This window comes from Acetomicrobium mobile (assembly GCF_937920065.1).
Genome location: NZ_CALETC010000224.1, coordinates 1 through 5,316 on the forward strand (window position 1 = coordinate 1; position 5,316 = coordinate 5,316).

5 protein-coding genes are annotated in these 5,316 nt (G+C 53.3%); 4 read left to right on the top strand and 1 reads right to left on the bottom strand.

Features of this window, described 5'->3' with window-relative positions:
• Positions 1-169: 169 nt before the first annotated feature.
• Positions 170-1,378 carry a PLP-dependent aminotransferase family protein gene (locus tag Q7P41_RS08600; protein WP_303883504.1) on the bottom strand — a complete coding sequence of 403 codons (1,209 nt, stop codon included), beginning with the start codon at positions 1,376-1,378 and terminating at the stop codon, positions 170-172.
• 149 nt (positions 1,379-1,527) lie between these two features.
• Between Q7P41_RS08600 and Q7P41_RS08605 the strand changes: the two genes are divergently transcribed.
• From Q7P41_RS08605 to Q7P41_RS08620, 4 genes are all read left to right on the top strand, one after another.
• A complete protein-coding gene (locus Q7P41_RS08605; RefSeq protein ID WP_303883498.1) occupies positions 1,528-2,817 on the top strand; it encodes a TolC family protein in 1,290 nt (429 codons plus the stop codon).
• Positions 2,814-3,968 carry an efflux RND transporter periplasmic adaptor subunit gene (locus tag Q7P41_RS08610; RefSeq protein WP_303883499.1) on the top strand — a complete coding sequence of 385 codons (1,155 nt, stop codon included), beginning with the start codon at positions 2,814-2,816 and terminating at the stop codon, positions 3,966-3,968. Before Q7P41_RS08605 ends, Q7P41_RS08610 begins: the two co-directional genes overlap by 4 nt.
• A 15-nt stretch (positions 3,969-3,983) precedes the next feature.
• The gene (locus Q7P41_RS08615; protein ID WP_303883500.1) at positions 3,984-4,697 is read left to right on the top strand and encodes an ABC transporter ATP-binding protein; all 714 of its coding nucleotides are present in this window, start codon (positions 3,984-3,986) and stop codon (positions 4,695-4,697) included.
• Positions 4,694-5,316: ABC transporter permease (locus Q7P41_RS08620; RefSeq protein ID WP_303883502.1), on the top strand; the 623-nt coding region annotated here is incomplete at its 3' end. The genes Q7P41_RS08615 and Q7P41_RS08620, both read left to right, overlap by 4 nt.

Genomic DNA, 5,316 nt, shown 5'->3' on the forward strand with positions numbered 1-5,316 from the left:
AGATAACTCCGCTAATGCGGTAATTGTATTAGCCGTGCGACCGCGCGGGCAGGCTTACAGGCATCTCTGGTAGTTGAAATATCGGTATGGCATCCTGTATCTTAAACTGAAAAAAGTTAGCCCCAAAGCCGAACATATGCTTTGAGGCCAACTTCGTATCCTTGTCTTTTTATCTGGTTTCTTTATATCTGGCCAAAGCCCTCCCAAGCCTTTCGCCCGCCTCTTCGGCAGTTTCCGGCGGGACCTTCGCGAAGGAAAGCCTCAAGGTGGATCTGTCGGCAGTCAAGACGTCGGGATAAAAGGCAGCCCCCGGCACGACTCCCACCTTTTCTTCAAGCACCGCAAATTTGGCAAAGTCGAAGCAGTCCTTCAGCCATGGCACGCGGGCCCAGATGAAAAACCCTCCCTTGGGCAGGTCGTAGGTCATGCCCTGAGGCGCCGTCTTTTCCTGCAAAAAGCGATGCAGAGCGTCCCTTCTCGTCCTGTAGGTATCGGCCAGCTTGGCAAGGTGGGCTTTCATGTCGATATTTCGCAACAGCTCCCAGGTCGCCCTCTGCAGAAATGCCGGAAGGGACAGCTTCGTCGCAAGCACAAGTTCTCCCATTTGAGATGTAATCTTTGAGGGCACGACCATATATCCGCACCTTATGCCCGGCGCTATGATCTTCGAGAAACTTCCAAGATATATGACCCTGTCCTCTTCTTGGGCGAGGCTGATATAAGACCCTTCGTGTTTCCCCTCGTACCTGAGGTATCTGTAGGGATCGTCTTCTATGATCAAAAAGCCATACCGCGATGCCAGCTCCAATATTCGTCTCTTTCGTTCATCGCAAGTTACGCACCCCGACGGGTTTTGAAAGTTCACTATCGTGTAAAAGAGTTTAACCTTGTTTTGAGATAAGACCCTTTCCATTTCCTCGACTATAGGGCCGTCCTTGTCGACGGGAACGCTTACGAACCTTGCCCCTTCCTTGCCGAAGGCAAGAAGGGCCTCCGGATAGGTGGGATTTTCGACCAGCACGGTGTCGCCCGGCTCTACGAAGGCCTCGGAAACGAGGTTAAGCCCGTCTTGCGACCCGTTAGTCATTATCACGTTTTCCCCGCCGTAGCTTTGCGGCAAAAGTCCGTCTTCCTTCATCCATTCGGCTATCCATTCCCTAAGCTCCGTTATCCCCGTGGAAAGGGGATAGTAGCTGAGGATTCCGGGATCCCTCAAAGCCCTCTCGATGGTCTCCCGCAGCAAATCTACGGGATACATCTCGCTCGAGGGCTCGCCCGCCGTCAGCGAGATTGCGTTGTGTTTCTTTACGAGTATCATCATCTCCGTGATGGCGGAAGGCTTGATCCTCTCGGTGACCCTTTTACCCAGCAATGACATTATGTCCAACCCTACATCACTCCTTTTTATAGAATTCAGTGGCCTTAACAGGACATTAATGCTAAAACAGGCGTAAGCGTAAGTACGGATTGCATTGCATAAATATTAAAATAAAATTACAGAAAAAGATAGAAAGGAGCAAAACACATTTGAAGGCCCGAACTAAATTAACCTTGGCGTCAATTTTTATTTATTCGGCAGCTTTATTCGAACCCTTGCCTTCTCAGGCCGAGACCTCAATGATACAAGAGGGCGATCTTTTAAGCTTGGAACAATGCATAGAGATAGCCCTTCAGGCCCATCCCGACGTCATGGGCGCTCAAAAGAAGGTTGAAGCCCAGGAAAGCAGGGTTGGCCAGGCAATGTCGCAAAATTACCCCGAGCTGTCCGCATCCACCAACTACTCGAGAAGCTCTCCAGCAGGCGGAAGCACCCACTCAAATTACTCCAGCAACATCTCCCTATCTCAAGTTATAACCGACTTCGGTCAGCGGGAAAGGAAGATAGGCATTGAGAGAGAAAACGTCACGGCAACAGGATTTGAGGCGGACAACAGGAAAAGAAATATTGCCTACGGCGTCTCGGAGGCCTACTACGGGGTGCTGGCTGCTAAGAGAAACGTCTCCGTGGCCGAGGATACCGTGAGACAGTTTGAGGAACACTTAAGGCAGGCTCAGGGCTTTTACGAGGCAGGCACGGCGCCCCGCTTCGACGTAACGAAGGCGCAGGTGGATTTGAGCAACGCCCGCCTCGAGCTAATAAAGGCCAGGTCCTCGCTTGAGATAGCGTGGAAGACCTTGAGCAACGCCATGGGCTTTGCCGACACGCCCTCCTATGACATAGCCGACGACATGGACTTCAAGGCCTACGATATAACGAAACAGGAGGCGCTGGCGAGGGCTTTTGAAAACAGGCCGGACCTCAAGGCTCAAGAAACCGGCGAGGTCGCGGCACAAAAATCGCTGGAGCTTGCGGCCAGGGGCGATTCTCCGACTCTTTCGGCCTACGCAGCATACAACTTTGAAGGCGAAAACTTTCCACTGGATGAGGGATGGAACTTCGGCGTGACCATGAGCATTCCCCTTTTTGACGGGTATCTCGTGGAATATCAGACGAAGGAAGCGGCCGCCAACCTGGAGGAAGTTAAGTTGGCCACTTCATCCTTGAGAAACGACATCTCCCTCGAAATCGAAGAGGGTTATCTTTCCTTGATCGAATACGGCGAAAGCGTGGAAGTGTCCAGGCTAATGGTCAGGCAGGCGGAGGAAAACCTGGAGCTGGCCCTTGGAAGATATCAGGCGGGAGTTGGAAGCCCCATCGAGGTTACGGATGCCACGGTGGCTTTAAACGACGCCAGGAGAAATTACGTTCAGGCCCTTTACGATTACAGGATGGCCGAAATTACGCTTAAAAGTGCGATGGGAGAGAATTTGCCGTGAAAAAGAAGATGTTATTTGTCCTCGTCATAGGAGCGGTGCTTTTCGCTGTCTTTGGCAGGGGGGTTTTTAGCAGGAAGGAGGGCGTAAACTACGATATGGCGCCCGTCGAAAGGCGCGATATCTCTTCTTTCGTGACTGCCATAGGAAACGTTTCGGCGGTGACGACCGTAGAAGTGGGAACTCAGGTCTCCGGGACTATAAGGGAAATCTATGCAGATTACAACTCCACCGTGCATAAGGGGCAGATAATAGCCCTCATAGATCCCACCACCTTTGAAGCCCAGGTGGAACAGGCAAAGGCCAACCTCATGCAGGCAAAGGCCGGGCTGCAGAGGGCACAGGCCACCCTTGCCGATGCGAAAAGAAACCTCGACCGCCAGAAGATGCTCTGGGAGAGGGACTTAATCGCAAGGAGCGACCTCGATTCTGCCCAGACCGACTACGACCTTGCAGTGGCAGGTGTGAGCGAGGCCGATGCGAACGTCCTTCAGGCTCAGGCTTCATTAAAGAAGGTCGAGACCGACCTCGGCTACACCAGGATCTACTCTCCCGTCGACGGCATAGTGGTCTCCCGCGACGTGGACGCAGGGCAGACCGTGGCGGCGAGCTTTCAGACGCCTACGCTTTTTACCATAGCTCAGGACCTCACCAAGATGCAGATAGAGACCAACGTGGACGAAGCCGACATAGGAAACGTGAGAGAAGGACTGGAGGTGACCTTCACAGTCGATGCCTACCCCAACGCCGTCTTTTCGGGCAGGATAAAGCAGGTGAGGATAGCATCGAGCGTCGTCGAAAACGTGGTAACCTATCCTGTGATTATCGACGTGTCCAATCCCGATTTGATGTTAAAACCCGGCATGACGGCAAACGTGACCATAATTACCGATAAAAAGGAGAAAGTCCTGGCCGTGCCGAGCGCTGCCTTCAGATACAGGCCTTCCGCTTACGAAGGAGAGCTCCTGCGAGGCCGGGTCCTTTGGGTGTTGGAGGAGGGACGTCCCCTTCCCGTACAGGTAGAGACGGGAATAACCGACGGGGCTTATGTGGAGATAAAAAGCGACGATCTTAAAGAGGGCGATCGCGTCATAATCGGCGAGGAAGCAGGTTCCACAAAGGGAAGGGCAAGCGCAAGGAGATTTCCCCTCTAGGGAGATGGGTTGGAAATGGCGTTAATAGAAGTGAAAGACGTACGAAAGGTTTACAGGATGGACGGCGTGGAGTTCGAGGCCCTGAAGGGGGTTTCCTTTTCTATCGAAAAGGGAGAATTCGTGATAATAATGGGTCCTTCGGGGTCGGGCAAATCAACCCTTATGCACATATTGGGAGCTCTGGACGTACCCACGTCCGGCTCCTACCTTCTGGACGACAGGGAGATCACCGACATGACGAGAGATGAGCTAGCCCGCGTCAGAAACGCAAAGATCGGCTTCATATTTCAGGGGTTTAACCTCCTTCCCAGGATGAATGCCATGGAAAACGTGGAGCTTCCCATGCTCTACGCGGGACTTCCAGCGGCAGAGCGAAAGCGAAAGGCCGAGGAGGCACTGGAGCTGGTGGGTTTGCTTGATTGGGCCGATCACAGGCCGAACCAGCTCTCGGGAGGCCAGCAGCAGAGAGTGGCCATAGCTAGGGCGCTGGTGAACGATGCCCCCCTTCTTTTGGCCGACGAACCGACGGGAAGCCTGGATTCCAAGACCGGTGCTCAGGTAATGGAAATGTTGGTGAGTTTGAACGAAAAACGGGGCATAACGGTGGTGCTCGTGACCCACGATAGCAACATCGCAAGCTACGGAAAGAGGGTCATAGGTGTTTTAGACGGCTTGATATCGAGCGACGGGTCGAAGGAAAAAGTCGAAAGTCGGGTGGGTGCCGAATGATATCCTTTGTCGAGACCTGCCGCGTTTCCTTCAGGGCCATAGTTTCAAACAAGATGCGCTCGGGCCTTGCCATGCTAGGCATAGTCATAGGCGTTGGGGCGGTCATAGCTATGCTTGCGCTGGGTGCAGGCGCTACTTTTCAGATAAAAAGCGTCATGTCCAGCATGGGAAGCAATCTGCTCATGATACGGCCCGGGACGGTAACCTCGGGAGGCATCCGCATGGGTGCCGGCAGCATCCCCTCGCTGACTTTAAGCGACGCCACGGCCATAAAAGAGGAATGTCCGTCCATCGAAGAAGTGCTGGCCCAATACTCAGGGGTAGCTCAGGTGGTCTACGGAAACCAAAACTGGTCAACCCAAATTTCAGGCGTCACCGAAGGCGTATTCGTTGTCAACGACTGGCAGCTGAAGTTGGGGCGTCCCTTCACGGAGCAGGACATAAGAAGCGCCGCCAAGGTGGCCATACTTGGGACGACCGTGGCACAAGAGCTTTTTGGATATTCCGACCCCGTGGGCGAGACGATCAGAATAAAAAACATACCCTTTCAGGTGATAGGCGTGCTTGAGTCCAAGGGCGAATCGAGCTGGGGCAGGGATCAGGACGACGTAGTCATGGT